The 23854-nt window shown below is 29.1% G+C and carries 22 protein-coding genes, 3 pseudogenes and 1 other annotated feature; of the genes and pseudogenes, 6 read left to right on the forward strand and 19 right to left on the reverse strand.

Annotated elements, in window-relative coordinates:
* Positions 1-192 precede the first annotated feature (192 nt).
* From FYJ26_RS08630 to FYJ26_RS08645, 4 genes and pseudogenes are all read right to left on the reverse strand, one after another.
* Positions 193-1218, reverse strand: coding sequence for an alpha/beta fold hydrolase (locus tag FYJ26_RS08630; RefSeq protein WP_154541561.1), 1026 nt, complete (start codon positions 1216-1218; stop codon positions 193-195).
* Between the two features lie 98 nt (positions 1219-1316).
* Positions 1317-1583: pseudogene (locus FYJ26_RS08635) on the reverse strand (DNA cytosine methyltransferase); the annotation flags it as partial.
* A pseudogene (locus FYJ26_RS08640) lies at positions 1576-2029 on the reverse strand (MobA/MobL family protein); the annotation flags it as partial. The pseudogenes FYJ26_RS08640 and FYJ26_RS08635, both read right to left, overlap by 8 nt.
* 458 nt (positions 2030-2487) lie before the next feature.
* A complete protein-coding gene (locus FYJ26_RS08645) occupies positions 2488-2649 on the reverse strand; it encodes a hypothetical protein (protein WP_154541563.1) in 162 nt (53 codons plus the stop codon).
* A 277-nt stretch (positions 2650-2926) separates the two neighbouring features.
* Between FYJ26_RS08645 and FYJ26_RS08650 the strand changes: the two genes are divergently transcribed.
* On the forward strand, positions 2927-3262 hold the full coding sequence (locus FYJ26_RS08650; RefSeq protein WP_154541565.1) for a hypothetical protein: 336 nt from the start codon (positions 2927-2929) through the stop codon (positions 3260-3262).
* 10 nt (positions 3263-3272) lie between these two features.
* Complete coding sequence (locus FYJ26_RS08655) at positions 3273-3518, forward strand: hypothetical protein (protein WP_154541567.1); 246 nt, start codon at positions 3273-3275, stop codon at positions 3516-3518.
* A 627-nt stretch (positions 3519-4145) separates the two neighbouring features.
* On the opposite strand, the pseudogene FYJ26_RS08660 reads toward FYJ26_RS08655, so the two are convergent.
* The 10 genes and pseudogenes from FYJ26_RS08660 to hpf all read right to left on the reverse strand — a co-directional run.
* A pseudogene (locus FYJ26_RS08660) lies at positions 4146-4355 on the reverse strand (cation:dicarboxylate symporter family transporter); the annotation flags it as partial.
* A 144-nt stretch (positions 4356-4499) separates the two neighbouring features.
* Positions 4500-5585, reverse strand: a complete 1086-nt coding sequence (trpS, locus tag FYJ26_RS08665; protein WP_154541569.1) for a tryptophan--tRNA ligase — start codon at positions 5583-5585, stop codon at positions 4500-4502.
* A gap of 64 nt (positions 5586-5649) precedes the next feature.
* Positions 5650-6757 (reverse strand): peptide chain release factor 2 gene (gene prfB / locus FYJ26_RS08670; protein WP_154541571.1). Its coding sequence is split into 2 segments (ribosomal slippage): positions 5650-6681 and positions 6683-6757, totalling 1107 coding nucleotides; the frame shifts between segments, so codons are not numbered across the junction.
* Between the two features lie 6 nt (positions 6758-6763).
* Complete coding sequence (gene secA / locus FYJ26_RS08675) at positions 6764-9475, reverse strand: preprotein translocase subunit SecA (RefSeq protein ID WP_154541573.1); 2712 nt, start codon at positions 9473-9475, stop codon at positions 6764-6766.
* A 120-nt stretch (positions 9476-9595) separates the two neighbouring features.
* Positions 9596-10033, reverse strand: a complete 438-nt coding sequence (aroQ, locus tag FYJ26_RS08680; RefSeq protein ID WP_154541575.1) for a type II 3-dehydroquinate dehydratase — start codon at positions 10031-10033, stop codon at positions 9596-9598.
* A complete protein-coding gene (locus FYJ26_RS08685; RefSeq protein WP_154541577.1) occupies positions 10014-11501 on the reverse strand; it encodes a shikimate kinase in 1488 nt (495 codons plus the stop codon). Before FYJ26_RS08685 ends, aroQ begins: the two co-directional genes overlap by 20 nt.
* An 8-nt stretch (positions 11502-11509) precedes the next feature.
* Positions 11510-12724, reverse strand: a complete 1215-nt coding sequence (gene aroA, locus FYJ26_RS08690; RefSeq protein WP_154541579.1) for a 3-phosphoshikimate 1-carboxyvinyltransferase — start codon at positions 12722-12724, stop codon at positions 11510-11512.
* Positions 12699-13742 (reverse strand): 3-dehydroquinate synthase, encoded by a 1044-nt coding sequence (gene aroB / locus FYJ26_RS08695; RefSeq protein WP_154541581.1) that lies wholly within the window; start codon positions 13740-13742, stop codon positions 12699-12701. The genes aroA and aroB overlap by 26 nt, the downstream gene beginning before the upstream one ends.
* Positions 13742-14548 (reverse strand): prephenate dehydrogenase, encoded by an 807-nt coding sequence (locus FYJ26_RS08700; protein ID WP_154541583.1) that lies wholly within the window; start codon positions 14546-14548, stop codon positions 13742-13744. Before FYJ26_RS08700 ends, aroB begins: the two co-directional genes overlap by 1 nt.
* Before the next feature lie 86 nt (positions 14549-14634).
* Positions 14635-15168: a ribosome hibernation-promoting factor, HPF/YfiA family gene (hpf, locus tag FYJ26_RS08705; RefSeq protein ID WP_154541585.1), complete on the reverse strand. Its 534-nt coding sequence runs from the start codon at positions 15166-15168 to the stop codon at positions 14635-14637.
* Positions 15169-15281: 113 nt separating this feature from the next.
* Here hpf and FYJ26_RS08710 point away from each other — a divergent pair, with 113 nt between their 5' ends.
* Genes FYJ26_RS08710 through FYJ26_RS08725 form a run of 4 tightly spaced genes read left to right on the forward strand, consistent with a single transcriptional unit; the run spans position 15282 to position 19304 of the window.
* Entirely contained in the window at positions 15282-17189 is a 1908-nt protein-coding gene (locus FYJ26_RS08710) for an alpha/beta hydrolase family protein (RefSeq protein ID WP_154541587.1), read from the forward strand.
* On the forward strand, positions 17186-18079 hold the full coding sequence (locus FYJ26_RS08715; protein WP_154541589.1) for a YihY/virulence factor BrkB family protein: 894 nt from the start codon (positions 17186-17188) through the stop codon (positions 18077-18079). Before FYJ26_RS08710 ends, FYJ26_RS08715 begins: the two co-directional genes overlap by 4 nt.
* Positions 18076-18768 (forward strand): radical SAM protein, encoded by a 693-nt coding sequence (locus tag FYJ26_RS08720; protein ID WP_176269659.1) that lies wholly within the window; start codon positions 18076-18078, stop codon positions 18766-18768. The genes FYJ26_RS08715 and FYJ26_RS08720 overlap by 4 nt, the downstream gene beginning before the upstream one ends.
* A complete protein-coding gene (locus FYJ26_RS08725) occupies positions 18768-19304 on the forward strand; it encodes a 5-formyltetrahydrofolate cyclo-ligase (RefSeq protein ID WP_154541591.1) in 537 nt (178 codons plus the stop codon). Before FYJ26_RS08720 ends, FYJ26_RS08725 begins: the two co-directional genes overlap by 1 nt.
* A 58-nt stretch (positions 19305-19362) precedes the next feature.
* On the opposite strand, the gene serS is transcribed toward FYJ26_RS08725, so the two are convergent.
* The 5 genes from serS to FYJ26_RS08750 all read right to left on the reverse strand — a co-directional run bounded on the left by serS (position 19363) and on the right by FYJ26_RS08750 (position 23854).
* Entirely contained in the window at positions 19363-20649 is a 1287-nt protein-coding gene (serS, locus tag FYJ26_RS08730) for a serine--tRNA ligase (protein ID WP_154541593.1), read from the reverse strand.
* Between the two features lie 67 nt (positions 20650-20716).
* Positions 20717-20880 (reverse strand) — a binding site (T-box leader).
* A 35-nt stretch (positions 20881-20915) separates the two neighbouring features.
* Positions 20916-21578, reverse strand: coding sequence for an NAD(P)H-hydrate epimerase (locus tag FYJ26_RS08735; protein ID WP_154541595.1), 663 nt, complete (start codon positions 21576-21578; stop codon positions 20916-20918).
* An 8-nt stretch (positions 21579-21586) separates the two neighbouring features.
* The gene (locus tag FYJ26_RS08740) at positions 21587-22546 is read right to left on the reverse strand and encodes an ATP-binding protein (RefSeq protein ID WP_154541597.1); all 960 of its coding nucleotides are present in this window, start codon (positions 22544-22546) and stop codon (positions 21587-21589) included.
* Positions 22546-23301 (reverse strand): DnaD domain-containing protein, encoded by a 756-nt coding sequence (locus tag FYJ26_RS08745; RefSeq protein ID WP_176269661.1) that lies wholly within the window; start codon positions 23299-23301, stop codon positions 22546-22548. Before FYJ26_RS08745 ends, FYJ26_RS08740 begins: the two co-directional genes overlap by 1 nt.
* A complete protein-coding gene (locus tag FYJ26_RS08750) occupies positions 23291-23854 on the reverse strand; it encodes a GNAT family N-acetyltransferase (protein WP_154541599.1) in 564 nt (187 codons plus the stop codon). The genes FYJ26_RS08745 and FYJ26_RS08750 overlap by 11 nt, the downstream gene beginning before the upstream one ends.

The following is a 23854-nucleotide window of genomic DNA, read 5'->3' on the forward strand; positions in this document are numbered from 1 at the left end:
AAATCATATTTCTGATTATTGCCTATAACTTTTAAGAGTTTTAAATATTCTTTTTCATCTTGTAACACTTCATACTTTATTGCTTCTTGTATATTCTTAAAATCATTTACTTGCATTTCCTACCTCCTTTTTAGAGCAAAAAAAGACGATAGATTTTAATTTTCTACCGTCCTTAAATATCCAAGTAATTTTCTATTTATGGTTTTCTTTTAAGAAAGCATCAATAGTTTTTCTTGATTCACTTTCTGCTTTATCATTGCTTTCAGTTGTCCCACCTGTTGCAATTCTAATTTTTCCTAAATTTAAAACACCATTGCTAGCAAATATATGCCCTGCTTCTTTATATGAATAAATCTTTGCCTTAGGGTTTTGTTCTTTTATTTTATCTGCCATAGCAAGGCTATCCCACATCAAATCATCCTCGCCTACAATCATCAATATATTTGCCTTAACATCTTTGACTGGTATTAGTTTTTCTTGGCTTGATGAGTCTTTTTCTATTGCACTATTATAAGTTTCTTTATAGCTAATAGGACTTTTAATAATATTCGGAACAATAATATTTTTTAAAAATGAGTTAAATGATGATTTTTTTATATCTATATATGGAAGTTCCTTTCCTTTATATGTCCATGATGAACCATAGTCATTAAAATCTAGACCGGCGAAATTATAAGATGAAGGTGCTATTAAAATCAGATTATCTATTTCAGAATATTTGCTAGCTAAATTAAGGGCATATTCTGCACCTTTTGACGCTCCCAAAACACTTATTGGCTTATTGTCTTTTATATTTTTATTTATATAATTGATAACATCTTTAAATTGTTCTAAAGGGATTTTTCTCAAAGTTTGTTCTTGGTTTTTCATGCCGAACATAAATAGTGCAAAGGTTTCATATCCCTCTTCAGCCAATCTTTTAGCAGTTTCAAAATTTGGACTTCCCTCAGAACCTCCAAAACAAATTACAAGACCCTTATGTGATTTTTCTTTAGGTATAAATCTAAAGCCTTGCATCCTACCCTCATCTACATAAGTTACATCAACTCCGTCAATATCTGTAGGATATAAACTTATATTAGTAACATCATTATAATATTCAGGAGATTTCAAAGCATTGGTATCTTTATACTTATAGTCATTATATATTCTAAGAATAAAAACTAAAACTACTAAAATAATAACTATTAAAAAGATTCTAAAAAATATTTTCTTCATTTTATTCCCTTCCTTTAAAATAGCATACAGATTCTACTAGTATATAAAAAATCTGCTTGTAGATATTATATCATCTTTAGTATATTAATTACACTAACCTACATTAACACTTTAATGATTTCCATTAAAATATCGACCACAATAGAATTGCCGGCCTGCTTATATAGTTTACTTGAGGTGCAATTTTTTCTTCTTGGATGTACTCCCTCTAGTTTGTCTATATCACTATCATCAAAACCCATGAGTCTTAAACATTCTCTTTCTGTTAAATACCTATATTTAGCATTTCCAATATCTATTATTCCAAAATTTGGTACTCTCATTTGTTTTGTAGAAATAGTGTAAGAAAAATCTTTAATCACTTTCTGGATTTAATGGTCGAACAGTTGTCATAATATGTGCATGGATATTATGATTTTTCATCACTTTCATCATGAATACATTAGTCAGCAATCATTCCTTTTTGTATAAAATTTTCTTTGATATATTCTTCCATCATTTTTATATTTTCATCAACGCTTAACTCTTTTAGGTGAGCAATAATAAAATTTCTTGCAAGTTGTGCGTTGATTGCTTTTTCATTTAGTTCAACACTATTCCATAATGTGTTTCTATCTTTAAATTCTTCTTTTGCATTTTCTGGTAGATATATTTTTTCATGGAGTAGTCCTTTTTTATTATGGTAATCATGTGTAATACCATCCCATTTATTTTTTAGTTTTTTACAAGAGATATATGCTGCACTTGCTACGGCACTTTTTCCTTTTCCCCTACTAATCATGGAGATATAAAAGTGAAAACTTTCTGCTATTTTCTCACTTCCTTTCACTAATCAATTTCCCTTAGATTTTCTAAGGGCGCAATTATACACCTTTTAGGTGTCTTGCCTCCTGCAGAGCTTTTACCCTTGCGTGGAGCAATAAAGATACTGATTTAAAATCAGTCCTTTGTAATTATCAATGGTATATAAACTCACTTCGTTCGCTCTTGAAAATATAAATTTGAAATAAATGAAAAGTTTAAGCCGAGATTCTAAAATTTTATTTCCTATTTTAGAATCCTGACTTTCCAAGTATCATTCACTTTATATTTTTATTATGGAGAATTAGATTTATTCGTGATTTCTCTCCCCTCACCATAAAAAATAAATTTTTATTTTTATAAAATTATATTTAAAATCTTGTCACTAAAAAAGTCGTTTCTAACTATCAAGATATTGGAAACGACTTTTCGAAATTAAAATTATAAGATGACCTATTTATCAATAAACTATGCAACTTTAGATTTTGTCACTTCATCAAGTTTATTGATTGAAATATTAGTAGAACTTCCACTACAATTAGCTGATTTACATACTACATGTATAACTTTGCTTTCTCCTTGATGAACAACAGGTTTGGTAAAAACTTGTTTATTCTCATTAACTCTCATTCTAAAAATCCTCCTCTCTTTGCTTATATTTGTAATGTCTAACTTCTGCCATTTGACATGCAAAAGCATAAGATTTGAGATAATTACCAGATTCACTGTGTGCAACGCCTGAACATCGAATACAAAAAGATTTATTTGTACAATCTTTACAATTGTAAATGATAAACTAAAAGTGGTCCAAAAATCGATTAATTCTAATCGAAAAATGGTCCACTTGTTTTAGTTTATCCTCCATATGTAAAATAAAAATACGGAGGTATGTGAGGTGATTAATTTAATGGATAAGCATGCAATAATAAGACTTAGAAATCATAAACAAAGTTTAAGTGCTGTTCAAATTCATAAGATGATCTTAGATAAAGGTTATGATATATCATATCCATCTATTGCAGCATATGTTAGAAAGAAAAGAAATAAGACAAAAGAATGTTTCATAAAACAACAATATGACTTTGCTGATAGATTAGAATATGATTTTGGAGAAGTTAAACTTTTAATTGATGGTAAATTAGAAAAATTAAATTTGGCTGTTATGAGCTCACCTGCACAAATTTTAGATGGGCTTATCTGTACAAAAGTCAAAATAAAGATGTGTTTTTTGATTCTCAAGTGAGGTTTTTTGAATGATTGGTGGTATGTATAAGGAAATAGTCTATGATAATATGAAAAATGTTGTTAGTAAATTCATTGGTAAAAATGAGAAGAAACTTAATTATAGACTTCTTGAATTTGCAAACTACTATGGCTTTTCGATTAATGTAACTAATTGTTTTTCTGGTAATGAGAAGGGACATGTAGAAGGTAGTGTAAAGATAATTAGAAAATATGCCTTGATAAGTATTTTACCAAAAATCCAAAAAAATTCATAGAATTAATTGAAAAATATAAAGATAAAGATTTAGATCAGATAATTAAGGTTTTGAAAAAGTATTCTTTAGATGCTGATGAATTGATAGTGGAAGATGTAATTTCTAGTAACAGTGATGGGGAAAGGTAAATGAATTAATAACTTATATTTTTACTATAAGTGGACCATTTTTCACTTGACATTTACACCACCATTACACTCATTTTAGCTCGTGACACGGACGTTTTGCCCTACCTGCTTAATCGAATATGAATAATGAAAAGGTAGTTGACAGTTTTTATGTCGGATGTTTTAACCCTAAAAGACCCTCGTCATACTACTTCTTCATTATACAAAAATAGTGCAAGATAGGAATTACTTCCTTTCTTACACTATTTATGGTACTAAAAAGACGATAGAATTATTGCTTTCTATCGTCTGAGATTTACATATTAAATTTTCATCACAAAATAAGACTCTTTAAAGAATTCTTAGTTTTATTGGTATGCTATTTACAATATCCATTATTAAAATGGATACTCTAAGCAGCACACCAATTATTTATTTTTTGAGTTTTAAACTTTGGTAGAAGTCTTGAATTCCTTGTATTTACATAACTATTTGCCTCTATCACTATTATGACACGAAACCCTTCTCCAAGATCTGCAATTCCCTTAGTTACAAAAGCGATAATCATAAGTGGTATAACAAAGTTTAAAAAAGCACCAAAAATGGATGAGAATGTTACCGCTATTCTTACAAACCATTCTGGTAGATATAAACCTGCCATAGTACCTAGGGCAATCGCTATCAAAAGCTTAGGTATTAACCCTAATTTTTTCTTTTTAGTTTTGTTCATTTCTCTAAATACTCCTTTTTATCTATATTTATCTAATCAAATAAATATAGATTCGTTCATGACTATTTTTTCACTATAACATAGTAATAAAAAAGTGCAAGAAAACTTACACTTTTTTTAACAATCTACTTTTCGATTTTTATTCTACTTTTCATATTTTGCTTGAAGATTAAGAATTAAATCCCTATCATCAAAATAATTTATACCCATAGCTTCTTTTACTTGAGCAAGTTTCTTTTGACCATATTCGCTCGCTTCTTTAGAACTCTTTTCAAGGATTTCAAAAAGTTTATTTATATCTCTAGCATAATATGCTCTTCTTTCTCTTATAGGTTCAAGTTCATCTTCAAGTACTTTATTTAAGAATTTCTTTATTTTAACATCTCCAAGTCCACCACGTCTATAGTGATTTTTTAATTCATCTAAATTCTTATAATCTGGAAGATATTTTTTAAAATGAGTTTCATCACAAAAAGCATCAAGATAGGTAAAAACCGTATTACCTTCAACCTTCCCTGGATCAGATATCTTTAAGTGATCAGGGTCTGTAAACATACTCATTACCTTTTTTTTAACTGTTTCTTTTGAGTCAGATAGATATATGCAGTTATTAAGTGACTTGCTCATCTTAGCATTTCCATCAGTTCCTGGAAGTCTTCTACATACCTTATTTTCAGGAATTACAGCTTTTGGTTCTCTAAAAATTTCCTTGTAGGTATGATTAAAGGAGCGAACCAATTCTCTAGCTTGCTCGAGCATTGGTTCTTGATCTTCTCCTACTGGAACTATATTTGAATCAAAAAGAATAATATCTGATGTTTGACTTACAGGATAGATTAAAAATCCTGCAGGAAGGCTAGTTTCAAAATTTCTAAGCTTTATTTCACTTTTTACTGTTGGATTTCTCTCAAGTCTTGATACTGTAACCAGATTAAGTAAATAAAAAGTTAATTCTGTTAGCTCTTTAACATACGATTGGACAAAGATTGTTACCTTTTCTGGATCAAGCCCTACTGACAAGTAATCAAGCATCACCTCTGTTATATTTTCTCTTATTTTTTGAGGGTTATCAAAATTATCAGTAAGAGCTTGTGCGTCTGCTATCATTACATACATCTTATCAAAGTTTCCTTCATTTTGAATCTTAACCCTATTTTTAAGTGAACCAACGTAATGACCTAGGTGAAGTTTTCCAGTCGGCCTATCAGCTGTAAGTATTATATCTTTCATTTTTTCTCCTTATATAAAAAGCTGTCTTAAGAAAAATCTCAAAACAGCTTAATTCTAGAAAAAGCTATTTGCTTTCTCCACTTGCTAGATATGAATCTATAAAACCATCTATATCTCCATCCATAACAGCCTCCACATTACCTACTTCATAATTGGTTCTGTGATCTTTCACAAGTGTGTATGGATGAAATACATAAGATCTAATCTGACTACCCCAAGCAATTTGAGTGTAGTTTCCTTGAATGTCTTCTATTTTTTCCCTATGTTCTTCTTCCTTAATTTGAATAAGTTTAGCATAAAGAAGTTTCATAGCTGTTTCTTTATTTTGTGTTTGGCTTCTTTCAGCTTGAGATGAGGCAATAACCCCTGTTGGAATATGAGTAATTCTAACTGCAGAGTCAGTTTTATTTACATGTTGACCACCTGCTCCACTTGCCCTATAGGTATCTATCCTAATATCTTTCGGGTCTATTTCAACTGTCATATCATCATTTAATTCAGGAAATATATCTACTGATGCAAAAGATGTATGCCTTCTTTTTGATGAATCAAAAGGAGATATTCTTACAAGTCTATGGACTCCCTTCTCTCCCTTAAGATAACCATATGCATAAGGAGCTTTTACATGTATGGTAGCAGATTTTATTCCACCAGCCTCTTCATTATTTAGGTCCTGAAGCTCAAATTTAAAATTTCTTCTTTCAAAATACCTAGTATACATTCTCATAAGCATTTGAGCCCAATCTGTTGCCTCAAGCCCTCCTGCTCCTGCATGTATTACCATATAAGCATTATTTTTGTCATATTCTCCATCAAGTTCAACTTGTATTTTGAATTTTTTAAGTTCTTTTTGTATTTGTTTTAGTGAATCTTCAATTTCATTTAGCACATTAGTTTCATTAGTTTCTTCTATTATTTCTAATAGATCACTATAATCTTTTAAGTCATCTACAAATCTTTTATAATTATTAAACTTATCCTTTTTTTCAGATAAACTAGTCATAATTTCTTGAGCTTTTTGACTATTATCCCAAAAGTCTTTTGACATAGATTTTTTTTCTAAAATCTTTATCTCTTCACTTAAGCTATCTGGGTCAAAGACGAACCCCGATCATTTCTAAGTTTTTATTCTCAATTTCAATCATCTCTTTTAATTCGTAAATTTCTGCCATAATTACCTATCTTTTTATCTTGGATTTATTTCGTTCTCTTCTAAGTCTTCTTCTTTCAGCCCTATTTGTAGCTTCTTCTTCCTCTTGAGGATTTTGAGTTTTTTCTTCTTCTGGTTTTAGTACTTGCTTTCTTTCGATGTTTTGTCTAATTTCAACACCCATCATAAGTCTTACAGTTTCTTCTTGAATAGACTTTGTCATTTCTTCATACATATCAAATCCAGTATTAGTGTAAGCTCTAACTGGATCATCATTACCCATTGCTCTTACACCTATTTCTTTTCTCATTTGATCCATTGAGTCTATATGTTCCATCCATTTTGTATCTATAACCCTAAGAAGTACAACTCTTTCTACCTCTCTCATGTTATCTTCACCAAACTGTTTTTCTTTTTCCATATATTTATCAAGGCTTATTTGATATATATAATCTATCAACTTTTCTTGGGTGTATTCATTTATATTTGGAAATCTTAGGTTTTCTACAGGTATACCCATTGTGTTAAGATGATTTAATAAGGCCACCATTTCCCAATTTTCAGGTTTTATTTGTGGATTTGTAAAAGAGTATACTGCTGATGTAATTGAATCCTTAAGCATACCTAAGATTGAATCCCTCATATTTTCCCCATATAAAACTTGTTTTCTTTCATTGTAGATTATAGTTCTTTGTTTATTCATAACATCATCATATTGAAGAACCCTTTTTCTTGTTGCAAAGTTATTTGCCTCTACTCTTTTTTGGGCCTTTTCAATAGATTTTGTTACCATTTTTGAAACTATAGGTTCATCTTCTGGATAATTGTGGTTTTCTACAAATTTAGATACTTGCTCCCCTACATTAAGTCTAATAAGGTCATCTTTTAGAGAAATAAAGAATCTTGATCTACCTGGATCACCTTGCCTACCTGAACGACCTCTTAACTGATTGTCTATACGTCTTGATTCGTGTCTTTCAGAACCTATGATATATAGTCCACCAAGTTCTCTTACCTTTTCAGCTTCCTTGTCAATTCCAGATTTAACTTGTGACTTATAATGTCTGTATTTTTTCCTAATTTCAAGGATTTCTTGGTTGTCTGTATCTTGGAAGGAATCTACTTGTTCCAATAATTCATCTGATATCCCTTCTTTTTTAAGTTTTTGCTTTGCCATGTGATCTGCATTACCACCTAGCATAATATCTGTACCACGGCCTGCCATATTGGTTGCTATTGTAACAGATCCAAGCCTTCCTGCTTGGGCAACTATATCAGCTTCCCTTTCGTGATTTTTAGCATTTAAGACAACATGTTTTATCTTTTCTTTCTTTAGTTCATTTGAAAGCTTTTCTGAACTTTCAATTGAAATTGTACCTACAAGGATTGGTTGACCTGTAGCATGTACTTTTTTTATTTCTTCAACTATAGCATTGAATTTTCCTCGTTCATTAATATAAACATGATCAACATCATCTACTCTTTGAATAGGTCTATTTGTTGGTATTTCAACTACATCCAACTTATATATTTCTGAGAATTCTTCTTCTTCAGTTTTTGCTGTACCTGTCATACCTGATAGCTTATCATACATTCTAAAGTAATTTTGGAAGGTAATTGTAGCTAAAGTTTTTGATTCTGATTGTACTTCTACACCTTCTTTGGCCTCTATTGCTTGATGAAGACCATCTGAATATCTTCTTCCTTGCATAATACGACCTGTAAACTCATCTACTATCATAACCTCACCATTATTTACTACATAGTCTATATCTCTTGTCATTGTAGTATTTGCCTTAAGTGCGTTATTAATATAGTGGGAAAGTTCAAGATGTTCTGGGTCTGATAAATTATCTATCCCAAAGAACTTTTCAGCCTTTGCTGTACCTTTTTCTGTAAGGTTTGATGATTTTCTTTTCTCATCAACTAAAAAGTCTACATCTTCAACAACAAATTCCCTATCAAACGGATCTTGGTCTAAATCTTCATTTGGATCTAATATTCTTCCTTCAAGTCCCTTTATAAACTCATCTGCTCTTTGATAAGTATCAGTAGACTCATCTCCCTCACCTGATATTATAAGTGGGGTTCTTGCCTCATCTATAAGAATTGAATCAACCTCATCAACTATGGCATAGTGGAGTCCCCTTTGCACCATATTATCCTTATATATAACCATGTTATCTCTTAAGTAGTCAAAACCGAACTGATTATTTGTACCATAAGTTATGTCACAAGCATAATTTTCTTGTCTTTCTGAGTTTGTAAGTCCATAAATTATACAACCTACACTTAGGCCTAAAAATGAATAAACTTTTCCCATCCATTCTTGGTCCCTTTTTGCTAAGTAATCATTTACTGTAACTATATGAACTCCTTTTCCTTCAAGGGCATTAAGATAAGCAGGTGCTGTTTCTACAAGGGTCTTACCTTCACCTGTCTTCATTTCTGCTATTTGTCCATTATGTAGAACAATTCCACCTAGAAGTTGAACTGGGTAGTGTTTCATTCCTAATACTCTATCGCTTGCCTCTCTTATTGTAGCAAAAGCTTCAACTAGAAGGTCATCTAGTGTTTCTCCATTTTTAAGTCTTTCTTTAAATTCTACCGTCTTGTGTTGTAACTGTTCATCTGTTAATTTTTGCATATCTTCATCTAGAGCAAGGATTTTATCAACAATCTTTTTATTGTTGTCTATCTCCTTTTGACTAAATGATTTAAATAAATTTAATAACGCCAAATTCTTCACCTCTAATTCACTGTATACCCTACCATTTTTCTTATATTATTCAATTTGCTAGGATTAAACTCTCACAAATATAATATTAAATGAAAATCCTTCAAATGTAAAATATTTTTATTAAATTTTACTGTAATTTTCTTTTAAAAAATCTATGGCTTTCAAATAGCCATCAAAGCCTAATCCCTTTATTGTTTTTTGGGCATAGTAAGAAACAAAAGATATCTTTCTAAATTCTTCTCTTTGATCTACATCTGTAAGATGAACTTCGACAGTTGGTATAGAAACAGCCTTAAGGGCATCAAGTATTGCTACTGATGTATGTGTGTAAGCTGCAGGATTTATAACTATACCATCATAGTTCTTGTAGGCTTCTTGGATTTTATTTACCAAATCCCCCTCATAATTTGACTGATAGATTTCAACCGTCATTTTTTCTTTTTCACAATAGTCTTTAATTGTCTTTATTAGATTTTTATAATTTTTTTTCCCATAAAGCTCTTTTTCCCTTATTCCTAACATATTTAAGTTAGGTCCATTAATAACTAATATTTTCATAAAATATCCTTATAATTTCATCACTACAATCATTAATATCAATATTTTCAACACTTACATCTTCAAATTTCTCATACAAGTCCTTTCTTTCCTTATATAAGTCTTCAATTCTTTTTTCAAGTGATAGTGGTCTACCTTCTATGGCAAGCTTATCTAAATCTCTTTTTATATTAACAATAAAAGAGTTCTGCTTAAGATAATAATAATTTATTTCTTTTTTTATTACTCCTCCACCACAGGCTATAACAAGACCAACCTTTTTGCCATATTCTTTTAAAATTTCACTTTCTTTTATTCTAAATTCATCTTCTCCATATCTCTTAAAAAAGTCCTCTATATTTCCATATTTTTTTTCGAATTCACAATCTATATCTATGAATTCTCTATCAAGTTTTTTTGAAAGTATATTAGCAATGCTTGTTTTGCCAGAGCCTGGCATTCCAATAAGAGCTATATTCATTTGTTCTTTAAAAATCGAACTTCTTATTTGGCAAATTTTTTTATCATCAATTTTTTTACCTAAAAAGTATTCAGCAGCCCTAACTCCTTGGGCTATTAACATATCAAGACCTGTGGCAAATGTAATCCCCTTAATTTTACTATCTATAGATAAGTTTGTCATAAAAGGGTTATATATACAATCAACAAAAGCTTCAAGGTTTTTAAAATCATCAATGTTAATATCAGAAAGTTTTTTTTCATTATTAGGAAACATACCAACAGGAGTTGTATTTATAATAATTTGATAATCTATATAATTGCTTACATCCTTAAAGAAGGGCTTAAATCTTCTAGATAGTCTTACAATTTTTTTAGCACCTAAATCTTCTAAAACTACTTTTACGGTATTACTTGTAGCACCCTTTCCTAGAATTAAGACTTTTTTTCCGTTTATATCAATTTTGTGTTTTTTAAGATTATATAAAAAGCCTTCATAATCAGTATTGTAACCATAAAGTTTACCCTCTATATTTACTATAGTATTTACAGCCCCTATTTTTTCAGCCTTATCTGATATTACATCCAAATATTTTATAACATCGTTTTTATATGGAATAGTAACATTTATAGCTTTGAAATCTCTTTTTTGAAAAAAATCACTAAGTTCATCTTCATCTTTTTCAAAATATTCATAAGTGTAGTTTCCAATTTTTTCATGAATTATTTTTGAAAAAGAGTGACCAAGTTTTTTCCCTAAGAGTCCATACCTTTCACATTTTTTTTGCAAATTTTTCGACTGTTCCATAATAGTTTTGTAGATTTCTCTAAAATACGGCCCATATTTTTTATTTTCTTTTTCCAAATTTTTAAGAATTTCATTCTCTCTTTCTTTATCAAAAATAGGCTTATTATTTTCTTTTTTATATAAGCTAACCTCTTTTGAAAGATCAAATCTCTTTTCTAACAATTTTATAAGTTTCTCATCTACCTTATCTATGTCAAATCTTATATCTTTTATATTTCTCATTTATTCACCTATCTTAATTCTCCCCCTAATTTTTCAAAGTCATTAAAAAAGTTAGGATAAGACTTATTAACTGCTTTATAGTCTAGTATTGTAATATCTTCACTCGCAAGGTTTGATGCAATACTTGCTGCCATTACTATTCTATGGTCATTAAAAGAATCTACAACTCCTCCTTTAATTTTTCCTTCCACCTTAAGATCATCTCCCCTTATCTCAGCTTTTGCCCCTAGGTTGTTTAGCATTTGACATGTTGATATTAGCCTATCACTTTCTTTTATCCTAAGTCTTTTTCCATTTACTATATAAGAGGGCTTATCTAATGTTGTAAGAAGGATAGCTGTGATTGGAGCAAGATCTGGAATTTGTGATATATCAATTTTAAGAGTTTTTCCATTATTCTTATGTTCTTTTATTCTTTCTATTATACTTATTATTTCCTTATCTTTTTGTGATGTATTGAAATTTAAATTATTAATTTTTATATCAGAACCCAAAAGATTCGCTCCATAAAAAAAGGCTGAATTTGACCAGTCTCCTTCTACATAGTATTTTTTGGGTGATATAATTTTAGGATTTTCTATCTTATAGGAGAATCCTTCTTTTATAACATCTACATTGAAATCCTTCAAGACATCAATTGTAATATCTACATAACCAACGGATTCTGCAAGATTATCAAGTTCAATAAAAGTTCTAGCACTCTTGCTTCCAGCAAGTAGAAGAGCCGTAATATATTGACTAGATTCATCATGGGATAATTTAAAATTCCCTCCCAAAAAATCTCCTGAAATAGTAAAGGGAAGTCTATCATTATCTATAGAAAGTCCGTTTTCTCTTAAGTTTTCAATCAAAGCAAGATTCGGTCTTTGGCTTAATCTTTTTTCACCTATAATTTTAATTTCTTTTGCAAAGTGAGTACTTACTGCTGTAAAAAATCTCAAAGATGAACCTGACTCATACATATCAATTATAGCCTTATTTAGTTTCTTTTTACTTGGTATTAGTATTATCTTATCCTCATATCTTTCTATATAAGCACCTAAATCTTCTAAGGCTTTAATGGTAACATTAATGTCTTTAGAAAATTCATTAATAAAAATTTCTGTTGGACTATCTGAAAGTCCTGCCATTATTAAAGCTCTATGAGCGAAAGATTTAGAAGAGATTGCATCAATCTCTCCTTTTAACTTTCCCTTTTTAATTGTAATCTTGTCTGTTTTCATATATCTTTCTTAAATCCTTTAACCCTATTTCAATAAGCTCACATGAACCTATTTCCTTTACTGCAATAATAGTTATTCTATCTTTTCTAGACTTCTTATCTACCATGCATAGCTTTAATATTTCTTCCGTATTGAAATCTATATTATCATATAAGCCATATTTTTCTAATAATTTTAAGAAATCATTATAAAAGTCTTCATTAAAATATTTAACCATAATTAACATACCCAAGGCTACAGCATGACCATGACCTATCTTAAAATTGGATTTTTTTTCTATGGCATGACCAAAAGTATGACCATAATTTAAAATTTGTCTTATACCTAAATCTTTTTCATCTTCTCTAACAACTTCTCTTTTTATATCAAGGCAAGATTTTATTACTAACGGAAGATTTTCATAATTCTTATCTATCTTCTCTTGCATGAGTTTTTTAAGTAGAGATTTATCTCTTATCATTGCATACTTAATTGCCTCAGCTAATCCATCATTAAAAGTGTAGTCAGACAAAGTTTTAAGGAAATCAGTATCTATAAAGACCTTCTTAGGTTGGTAAAAGGTCCCACATAAATTTTTACCTTCCTTTAAATTTACAGCTGTTTTTCCACCAACAGATGAATCTATAGCTGATAAAAATGTTGTAGGAATTGCTATAAAGTCTAGTCCTCTAAGATATAGGTTTGAAAAAAGTCCTGTTATGTCTCCGACAACTCCACCACCAAAGGCTAATACTAGATCAGATCTTCTATATTCATTTTTAGCTGCAAATTCTAACATTTCAATAAGATTTTCTGTATTTTTAGAACTCTCACCATTTTTAAGTATATAAGTCTTATAAAAAAAGCCATCTAATTCTTTAAGTATTTTTTCTTTATGTATATTAAATACCAAGTCGTCACTAACTAAAAGAATCTTTGAATTTTTATAATTTTCTTTTAAATATCTATTAAGACAATTTATTGAGCCTGCATTTATTTCTATATCATATGGCTTATCTAAATCTACTCTAAGTTTCATTACCACATCTTCTTTCTTATATTAGATCCCTTCAAAAGTATGTCTTCGAGAGATTTTCTATCATTATATATTAAACAATTTTTTATATTTTTTAAGTTATCAATAAGGATATCTATATCTTCAAGCAAAAATTTTCTATTTTCTAAAAAAAGCTCAGACCAAAGTTTTTCATTAATCTTTGCTACTCTTGTCATATCCTTTAAACTTCCTGCAGCAAATCCATCATAATTTAAACTCTTATCATTTAATATGTAAGCATTTGAAATCACATGGCAAAGCTGAGAGGTAAAAGATATCATTTTATCATGTACTTCACAAGATGCTTTTACAAATTTACTAAATCCTATAGATTTAAATAGAAAAACTTCTTCCTCATTTAATTCATCCACATAAATCATAGAAGCATCCTTATATAAGTCATCTATAGATGATTTAAAACCATAAATTTCTCTACCTGCCATGGGATGGATTGATTTATAAATAAATGAACCTTCACTTTCAAAAGATTTAATCAAAGGATAGACTTCATTTTTTACTCCTGCTATATCCATTACAGTATTTTTAAAATATTTATGATTTTCTTTAACAAAATTCATAATAATATTTGGATTTAAGCAAATTATTGTTAAATCCATTTTGGATAAATCTTCTAAATTTAAAATTTCCCTTATTCCAAAATTTTTCCCATCTTCCAGACTTTTTTTGTCTATATCATAGACAAAAATATTATTATTAGTATATTTTATAAAAGCCTTGGCAAACGAACCACCCATTAAACCAAGACCTACTATTGCTATATTTTTCATTTTACACCTTTTTTTATAAATATTTTTTTATATTATACCAAAATTCACCTATAAAAAAAAGGCTAGCTTAGCTAGCCTCATAATCCTTATTCAGGGATAATTAGTCCATAATCTCCATCTCTTCTTTTATAAACTAGTCTTTGTTTCATTTCTATATCATCTAGATATAAGAAAAAATCATGGTTTAAAAGCTCCATTTGTAGAACAGCTTCCTCATCACTCATAGGTCTTAGAATAAGCTCCTTAGTTCTTACAATTTTCGGACTATCATCTTCTTCTAATTCTGCATCATCATCAAACAAGTCAAACTTAATAGATTCTCCATTTTTACGATTTCTTTCAAGTTTTGTCTTATGTTTTCTAATTTGTCTAACTAAGGCATCAATTACCCTATCGATTCCTGTAGAAAAATCTCCATTTTCTTCTTCAGCACGAAGTATTGTGCCTCCATTTAGAAAAATTGTAGCCTCAACTTTCTTAAGATTACCCTCAGTTGAGAATTTTAGGTCCATTTCCTCTTCACCATTGAAGTACTTATCCAACCTATTAAATTTCTCTTGAGCCTCTCGTTTTAAGCTATCATAAACATTAATATTTTTTCCCTTAATATTTAATTTCATATGGCTACCTCCATCATTTTGTTATTAAATATATACCCTTTTTATATTTTTATAAACCTTAGAGTTTTTTCTTACTAGAAAATAATGTATAATATATATAAATAGGAGGACATATGGAAAAGACTAAAATTAAAGATATTCTAGATTATAAATTTTACTCGAATCTAGAGATATCCTACGATAATAAATATTTGGCCTTTAAATCTAGCAAGGCAAATTTAAAAGAAAATAAATATGATTCTTTCCTTAACCTTTATGATATAGAAAAAAAGGCTTCATATAAGGTAAGTGATAATAATAATATAAACTTATTTTTCTTTGATAGAGAAAATATATTAATTTTTAAAGAAAAATCAGATGATAAATATGATTATTTTTATAAAAAAGATATGACTTTAAATGTTTCACAACCTTGTTTTAAAATAAATAAAAATGTTTCCTTTATAAAAGTTCTAAAAGATGGAAGATTTCTAATTAAAGCAAGTGATAAGTTAAGTAAAGAAGAAAGAGAGGAAGAAAAAGAAAATTCTTTTTATAAAGAAATTACAAAAGTTCCTTTCTATTATAATGGTCTAGGCTATGATAATGATAAAATAGAATCTCTATACTTTTATGATAAGGATAAAGATGAACTAAAAGAAATAAGAAAATTTGATAATAGTAAGCTTCAAAGCTTTGCTATAAATGATAATTTAGATAAGATCGCTGTAACTGTACTAAAAAGCTATAATGGGGTAGGAAATCTCAAAGAAGACTTAATCCTTATAGATTTTAAAAAAAATATAGAAAAAATTATCATAAGAGATAAATTTTCATATTATGATATTTTCTTTGATAATGATAGAATAGTTTTTGTTGGATCTGATCATAAAAAGGGTGGAATAAATGAAGACTGTTTTATATATGAAATCAATTTTCAAGGAAATTATATAAAAATAAGTCCTGATGATTTTGATAAATCTTTTGGTAATTCCATAGGTACTGATGCAAGATTTGGCTCAGGTCGTAGCTTTTACTTTAAAAATTCTACTCTTTATTTTCTAGTCACAGAAAAAGAAGAATCTAAGCTTTACTCATTTGATAAGGAAAAAAATCTAAAATTATTAAAAGATGGCTGTGTGGAAGAATTTGTTGTTGGAGATAATAAAATTTATTATTTTGCAATGGATGATAAAAGACTAAGTCACTTAAAAGATTTAAATAATGATGAAATCCTTATTGATAATAAGGTAAAGTCTGCTATAGGAAAGATTGAAGAATTTTACTTTGAATCAAATGGTGATAAGATAAGAGGATTTGTCCTTCTTCCTACTGATTTTGATAAGAATAAGATTTATCCTACCCTTCTTTCAATACATGGAGGACCAAAAACTGAGTTTTCAAATATTTTTCACCACGAACACCAAGTTTTTTCGAATGATGGCTATATAGTAATCTATACTAACCCACATGGTTCAAGTGGAAATGGGGTAGCATATTCTGATATAAGAGGAAAATACGGCAGTATCGATTATGAGGATTTAATGAAATTTACTAATGAAGCTATAAAAAGATATCCCCAAATAGACATAAATAACTTGGGCGTATATGGTGGATCCTATGGTGGTTTTATGACAAATTGGATAGTATCGCATACAGACCGCTTTAAAGCAGCAAATTCACAAAGATCTATTTCAAATTGGACTTCCTTCTATGGAGTATCTGATATAGGCTATTATTTTGCACCTGACCAAACTGGAGCAAATCCTTGGGATAATCTTAATAAGATGTGGGAACAATCACCAATAAAACACGCTAAAAATGTAAAAACACCAACCATGTTTATCCATTCAGATGAAGATTATAGATGTCCTTTAGAACAAGGTCTTCAAATGTATACAAGAATTAAAGAAAATGGCGTAGATAGTAAAATGTATATTTTTCATGGAGAAAACCATGAGCTTTCAAGATCTGGTAAACCTAAGGCAAGAATAAAAAGACTTGAAGCTATCAAAGAATGGTTTGATACTTATTTAAAATGAGAGATATATTTAAAGATTTTTCTAAGGACAAGGTCAAACACTTTGTCCTTACCTTAATTGAAAGAGTAAGAGAACATGATTTAATGACCCTTGCCTCATCACTTTCTTACTACTTTTTATCAGCATCTATACCAATGCTTTTAGTTTTATTAAATATTCTTACAAAATACATGAAGGGTAATGAAGATGTAATCCTTGAATTTATTGCTCTTATGCCAGAATCTATCAGAGCAATTATAACTATGATAGTTGATTCAATTCTTAACTCATCATCAATTACAACTATTTCAACTATCACCCTACTTTTCGCCTTATGGTCAGCTTCAAAAGGTGTTTCTAAAATCCTTATAGCTATAAATGTTGCTTATGGGCTTGAGGATGATCACTCTATGATAAAAAATAAGATATTTGGATTTTTTTATACTTTTATCCTTATCTTTATAGTATTTTTCTTATTTTTATTAAAAATATATGCCGATAGTCTCCTAAGACTTGTTGAAAATATACTAAGACTTATTAATTCAGATTTTTCATTAAGCGAATTTTCAGTATTAATAAATTTATTTTCTGCAATTATACCACCTCTTACTTTAATTCTTTCTCTTACATTTTTATACAAATCAGCACCGTTCAATGATTCCATAAAAATCGGCTTTAAAGATGCCCTTATAGGTAGCGTTTCAGCAACTATCATGGTATCTGTAGCAAGTTTTGCTTATTCTTTCTTTTTACAGAATATGAGCAATATGTCAGTAATCTATGGAACGCTTGCAGGAATAATTGCTCTTTTAGCTTGGATGCTTTTGTTTTCACTAACTCTTATTTTGGGGGCTGAAATAATAGCAACTTATATGAAAGTTAGTAATAGTAAAAAGAGGTTAAAACAGTGAAAAGATATTCAACAATAAATGAAAAATATAAAAGGGAAATAGTCCTACTAAAAGCTAAACCCTGCAAGTGGGGCCAATGCAGATTTTGTGACTATATAAATGATAATGAAATAGATGATAAAATAATAGATGAAATAAATGAAAAAGCCTTATCTAAAGTTACTGGACTTTATTCGGCTGTTGAAGTAATAAACTCTGCTTCATTTTTTGAACTTACGGAAAATACATTAGTAATGATAAAAGATCTTGTAAAAAAGAAAAATATTCACACCTTATTTTTTGAAGTTCATTGGATTTATAGAAGTAGGGTTAATGAGATAAGAGAATATTTTAAAGAACAAAAAATAATTTTAAAAACTGGTGTTGAAAGCTTTGATAATGAATTTAGAGAAAAATACCTAAATAAAGGAGCAAATTTTAAGACCTATAAGGATATTTTAAAATATTTTGATTCTCCATGCATTATGGTAGGTATTGAAGGTCAGACAAAAGATATGATAGATAGGGATATGGATATTATCTTAAATAAATTTCCTCATGCTACTGTAAATATCTTTAATAATAATTCAACTGATGTAAAAAGAGATGACGATTTGGTAGAATGGTTTGTTTATAAATACCATAAAATTTTAAAGAACAATCCAAAAATAGATTATCTATATAATATTACGGATTTTGGAGTAGGTTGATGAAAAGAGAAATGAGAAGATATTTTAAAGCTTTAAGAGATAGGATAAGTGAATACGAAAGAGAAACTTGGAATGAAGAGATAAGAAAAAAACTTTTTAATCTTGATAAATTTAGAAATGCATCAGAAATTTTCACCTATCTTTCTAAAAATGATGAAGTCGATACAAGAAAAATCATAGAAAAATCTTGGAAAATGGGAAAAAAAGTTTATATACCAAAAATCACAGAAGATAGAAAAATGATTCCTGTCTTACTAGAATCGTTTAATGATTTAACTTATGGATTATATGATATAGAAACTTCAAAAAACAGGAAAACAAGTAATAAAATCGAAATCTCACTTGTACCTGGTCTTTCCTTTGATAAAAATAGGCATAGGATTGGATATGGTGGTGGATTTTATGATAAATTCATAAAGGATAATGAGTCTTTTTATATAGGGTTATTTTATGATATAAGCGAGTCATTTAACCTTAATCTTGATCCACTTGACGAAAAACTTGATATGATTATAAGTGATAAAAAAATAATTTAAGAAAATGCTATTGCAAAGATTAATTAATCCTTGCAATAGCATTTTTATTAATCATTAATTATTTTTTAGGTACAATTTTTTCCTTACCGCCCATATACATTTGAAGTGGCTCTGGTATTCTTACAGATCCATCTTCTTGTAAAAGATTTTCTAAAAATGCTATAAGCATCCTTGGAGGTGCTACTACTGTATTATTTAAGGTATGGGCAAAGTAATTTCCATTTTCCCCTCTTAGCCTTATTTTAAGCCTCCTAGCTTGGGCATCACCAAGATTTGAACATGAACCTACTTCAAAGTATTTACCTTGTCTTGGACTCCATGCTTCAACATCACATGATTTTACCTTTAAGTCTGCCAAATCTCCTGAGCAACATTCCAATGTTCTTACTGGAATATCAAGACTTCTGAAAAATTCCACTGTATTTTTCCATAATTCATCATAGTATTTCTTAGATTCTTCTGGTTTACAGATAATTACCATTTCTTGCTTTTCAAATTGATGAATTCTATAAACACCCCTTTCTTCTATCCCATGAGCTCCTACTTCTTTTCTAAAACATGGTGAATATGAAGTAAGTTTTAGTGGCATATCTTCTTCATCTGTAATTGTATTTATGAATTTACCAATCATAGAGTGCTCACTTGTACCTATTAGATACAAATCCTCCCCTTCTATTTTATACATCATATCTTCCATTTCTGCAAAACTCATTACGCCTGTCACAACATCAGATCTTATCATATAAGGTGGAATATGGTATTCATATCCCTTATCAATCATAAAGTCTCTTGCATATGAAAGAATCGCTGAGTGAAGTCTAGCTATATCTCCTTTAAGATAATAAAATCCTGCTCCTGATGTATCTCTTGCTGAATCTAGGTCAATACCATTAAATGTATCCATGATGTCAACATGATAAGGAATTTCAAAATCTGTTGTATAATTTTCTCCAAATCTTTCTATTTCTACATTTTCCGAATCATCTTTTCCTATTGGAACTGAATCATCAATGATTTGGGGAATAACTTGCATTTTTTCTTTTAACTCGTCTTGAAATTTTCTGGTATCTTCTTCAATTTGAACAAGTCTATCGTTTATTTCTCCAACTTCTTCCTTAACTTTCTCAGCTTCGTCTTTTTTCCCTTGACCCATAAGAACACCTATTTCTTTTGATGTCTTATTTCTTTTAGCCCTAAGGTTGTCACCTTCGGTTTTTACATCTCTAAGTTTCTCATCAAGTGCTATAACTTCATCAACTAATGGTAATTTCTCATCTTGAAATTTCTTTTTAATATTTTCTTTAACAACTTCAGGATTTTCTCTTACAAATTTAATATCTAACATATTTCCTCCAAATTCTCTTAATAAATAATTTTCAAAGTTAATTTTTATAATAAAAAAATCTCCTCCCAAAAGGGACGAGATTATCGCGGTACCACCCAATTTAATGAAAATTATTCATTCACTCTAATTATAAGCTCAAAGACGGATTCACTAACTTTCACCAAAGATTTTCACCAAACATCTTCTCTCTAAAGGCTATTTCTAGTTACTGCTTCTTATCATTGCTTTATTCAATTATTATTAGTATACTTTTTCTTTTATTTTTTTCAAATATTAATAAATTTATCTATTGCTTTTTGGGCAATTCCAATATCTTCTACAACTATCTTATCTCTAAAATAAGTATCATAATAAAGACCCTTTTTCATAAGTTGCATTGATACTATAAAATCAGAATCTACATATGTTCCAAAGTCCATTTCTCCATCACAATCATAACCTGATGGAATATCAATTGATATAGTAAAAATATTGCTTAGATTTATTATCTCTATCACATAAGAATAAATTCCAGAAACTGTCCTATTAAGGCCTGTTCCAAATATTGCATCAATTATTGTATTTATCTTCTCTAAATTATTTTTAAAAAATTCTATGTCGTCTATAGTCCTTATCTCAAAAATTTTGTCAGTCATTTTTTTACAAGACTCAAAGTTTATTAGAAAATCAGTACTTGCTTTTTTTATATCTCCAACTATATAAATTTCTACTTTTTTGCCTATAGAGAGTAGGTTACGTGCTAAAGCCATACCATCTGCCCCGTTATTTCCAACACTTGCAACAATTCCAAAAGAATTTCTTATATCAAGATTTATATTATTCAAAACAGCAAGACTTGCTCTTTCTACAAGACAAATAGATGGAATTTTAAGCTCATTTATAGCATATGCATCAATATTTTTCATAGTTTCTCTATCTACAATTATCATAATATCTCCTAAAATAAAAGTCTTAAATCGTCTCCATATATCTCTATAACATGAGATGAACCCATGATTCTTGAAAAAATTCTCTCTCCATATATTTCTCTTAATTCATCTTCTGAATAATTTGATGAAAATATAATAGATTTTTTATTTATAATCCTATCATTTACAATATCAAAAAGATTAGACTCATTGGAATTTCTATCATTTTCACTACCCAAATCGTCAATAATTAAAAGATCTGACTTAAATATAAGGTCATACTCCTCTTGTAAAAATTCCTTTCTTTCAGAAAAAGCATAAAGATAATCATTCATAAAGGAAAAAATTTTAGTTGCTGTCATATAAACTACTGAAAAATTCCTATCTAAGAGCTCTTTTGCGATAGAATTTATTAAAAATGTCTTTCCTCTTCCTACATCTCCAAAGATATAAAGGTTTGTGCTTGACTTGTCAAAGCTATTTATATAGGCTTTTGCATCCTTTCCAACCCTTATAATATTTTCATAAGGACTTATAGGATAATCCTTGTATAGATTTTTAGAATAAAGATTTGGGTTAAAAGTTCTAAAGTTTTCTCTTTGAAGTAAATTTTTGATATTTGATTGGGAATATCTTTCTTCAATTATAAGTTGTCTTCTACATCTACATATATCATTTCCAATAAAGCCTGTATCTTTACAAATATTGCAATGATAGTGAATTTTAAGGTAGTCTTTAGGGTAGAAGTTTTCTAAAAGTATTGTTTGTTTTTCTTCTTCAAGTTCCTTTAGTCTTTTTTTAAGTTCCTCTACATCAAAACCATCATAGGCCATAGATGCCGCCTTAAATCCAAATGCTTTAATGGTATTATCTATAGTTTTTACTCTAGGGAATTTCTCATAGATTTCTTCTTTTCTTTTTTGAAGATCTTCTTTATCCTTTATCCTTCTATTTTCTAGTATTCTTGAAATATTGTCCTTAATATCCATTACCTATCATCTCCTTCAAGAATTCTTCTAAATCTCTCCTCCCTTGCTTTTTGAGAGAAAGACTTATTGGCTGAATTTTTATTTTTTGAAGTGAAGATTTTTTTCCTAATATTTTTCTTAGACTGTTTTTGCCTTAAAAGCTTTTCTCTTTCTTCTTTAATTTTTAAATCATTAAGGCTAAATATAGATTGATCTCTCCAAGTTTTTAAAAAACCCATTACATATTTAACATCAACATTATTTATCTCTTTTGCCTGCCTAAAAGCCTCTGTTACAAGTTCTGGATCTTGCTTGTATTCATCTAGAGTTTCTTGAATTCTTCTAATATCTTGAGGGGTTAGCTTTCTTTGTATAATTCTTTCCACAGAGTCAAACATAACCGACTTTCTTTTTGATATATCAAGCATAGAAGATGAATCTTCATTTTTACTTTCTCCAAAATAAAGCTGTCTTAGAGATATGATTTCATAAAAATACTCACCATTTCCCTTATCCTTTTTTCTAAAAACTCCCATATTAACCCAATAATTCAGGCATTTTTCAAGTTTTTCATCATCAAAAAGAAGCTGTTTTTTTATCTTTTCTAAATCGACACTTCCCTCATTTTTCAAGTCCTTATAAACAAGCAAGAAAAGTTTTAGGCTATCACCATCAGCCATTGGAACATAGGTATTTAGAAACATATTTTCAAATGAAGTTTCACCCATGTCAAGGCTTAAATTTTGAATTTTAAATTCCAATTTTCTACCTCTCACCTTTTCTAATTCTCATCTGGCTTATCTTTGAATAAACCTTGTTATATCTTTTTACAAAAAACTCACCATCTATTTCAACATCCTGGTTTTCAAAGACTTCAAAACTTGTACCTATCTTTTTGAAACCAAGCTTTTCATATAATTTTTTTGCCCTTACATTAAAATCGTTGACCTCAAGATAAAGCTCATAAAATTTCATATCATTAAAATAGTAATCTAGTAGTATAGTCATAGCTTTAAATCCATACCCTTTTGATGTAAAAGCTGGATCAAAGACTATACCAAGGACTGATTTTTTTATGATTTTATTTATATCCTTAAGCCCTATAAAGGCTATAAATCTATCATCTTTAATTCTTCTGACTGCAAAGTACTTTTTCCTAAATCCCTTTACATTCCTATACCAGATTTCACTGTCAATTTCTGTAAAATTTCCATAATTATATCCCCTAAGCCTTTCATCTTCGAAAAGTTTCCAATATCTTAAATCAAAAGCATCATCTATATCAATTTCTTTTAGGTAAATTTCTTCATCTTTTCCAATTATTTCCAT

Origin of the sequence: Anaerococcus porci (assembly GCF_009696575.1) — a bacterium.
GTDB classification, from domain to species: domain Bacteria; phylum Bacillota; class Clostridia; order Tissierellales; family Peptoniphilaceae; genus Anaerococcus; species Anaerococcus porci.

Coding starts and splice junctions, on each gene's coding strand:
- FYJ26_RS08630 (WP_154541561.1), bottom strand. CDS start 1,218: ATGAAGAAAATATTTTTTAGAATCTTTTTAATAGTTATTATTTTAGTA.
- FYJ26_RS08645 (WP_154541563.1), bottom strand. CDS start 2,649: ATGAGAGTTAATGAGAATAAACAAGTTTTTACCAAACCTGTTGTTCAT.
- FYJ26_RS08650 (WP_154541565.1), top strand. CDS start 2,927: ATGGATAAGCATGCAATAATAAGACTTAGAAATCATAAACAAAGTTTA.
- FYJ26_RS08655 (WP_154541567.1), top strand. CDS start 3,273: ATGATTGGTGGTATGTATAAGGAAATAGTCTATGATAATATGAAAAAT.
- trpS (WP_154541569.1), bottom strand. CDS start 5,585: ATGAAAGATATAATACTTACAGCTGATAGGCCGACTGGAAAACTTCAC.
- aroQ (WP_154541575.1), bottom strand. CDS start 10,033: ATGAAAATATTAGTTATTAATGGACCTAACTTAAATATGTTAGGAATA.
- FYJ26_RS08685 (WP_154541577.1), bottom strand. CDS start 11,501: ATGAGAAATATAAAAGATATAAGATTTGACATAGATAAGGTAGATGAG.
- aroA (WP_154541579.1), bottom strand. CDS start 12,724: ATGAAAACAGACAAGATTACAATTAAAAAGGGAAAGTTAAAAGGAGAG.
- aroB (WP_154541581.1), bottom strand. CDS start 13,742: ATGAAACTTAGAGTAGATTTAGATAAGCCATATGATATAGAAATAAAT.
- FYJ26_RS08700 (WP_154541583.1), bottom strand. CDS start 14,548: ATGAAAAATATAGCAATAGTAGGTCTTGGTTTAATGGGTGGTTCGTTT.
- hpf (WP_154541585.1), bottom strand. CDS start 15,168: ATGAAATTAAATATTAAGGGAAAAAATATTAATGTTTATGATAGCTTA.
- FYJ26_RS08710 (WP_154541587.1), top strand. CDS start 15,282: ATGGAAAAGACTAAAATTAAAGATATTCTAGATTATAAATTTTACTCG.
- FYJ26_RS08715 (WP_154541589.1), top strand. CDS start 17,186: ATGAGAGATATATTTAAAGATTTTTCTAAGGACAAGGTCAAACACTTT.
- FYJ26_RS08725 (WP_154541591.1), top strand. CDS start 18,768: ATGAAAAGAGAAATGAGAAGATATTTTAAAGCTTTAAGAGATAGGATA.
- serS (WP_154541593.1), bottom strand. CDS start 20,649: ATGTTAGATATTAAATTTGTAAGAGAAAATCCTGAAGTTGTTAAAGAA.
- FYJ26_RS08735 (WP_154541595.1), bottom strand. CDS start 21,578: ATGATAATTGTAGATAGAGAAACTATGAAAAATATTGATGCATATGCT.
- FYJ26_RS08740 (WP_154541597.1), bottom strand. CDS start 22,546: ATGGATATTAAGGACAATATTTCAAGAATACTAGAAAATAGAAGGATA.
- FYJ26_RS08750 (WP_154541599.1), bottom strand. CDS start 23,854: ATGGAAATAATTGGAAAAGATGAAGAAATTTACCTAAAAGAAATTGAT.